Source organism: Virgibacillus sp. M23 (assembly GCF_034190895.1).
Lineage (GTDB): Bacteria > Bacillota > Bacilli > Bacillales > Amphibacillaceae > Virgibacillus > Virgibacillus salarius.
The window spans coordinates 1-255 of record NZ_JAWDHA010000422.1 but is presented as its reverse complement, the minus strand read 5'-3'; the positions used below and the strand labels follow the sequence as shown (position 1 = coordinate 255).

The window sequence follows — 255 nt, the reverse complement described above, 5'->3', positions numbered from 1 at the left end:
TTACATAGTCTTGGAATTGTTTACGGTATTGCTTGGGTTCTTTTCGCATAGAACGGAGTTGTTTGCGATCTTTTGCTTTTTCACTTTCCTCGATTTCTTGATCGTATTTCTTCACTTTTTCATCTAGGTTTTTTACTACTTCATTGAGTTCCTCCGTTGAAATTTCATCAGAACTTTCTCTTTCTATTTCGGGGATAATTTCTTTTTCCAGTAGCTCCTCATACATTTGATTCGACTTCTCTACTANATCGGAGC

1 pseudogene is annotated in these 255 nt (G+C 36.2%); it reads right to left on the bottom strand.

Going from position 1 to position 255, the window contains the following annotated elements:
* Positions 1-255: pseudogene (locus RVS70_RS23260) on the bottom strand (IS5/IS1182 family transposase); the annotation flags it as partial.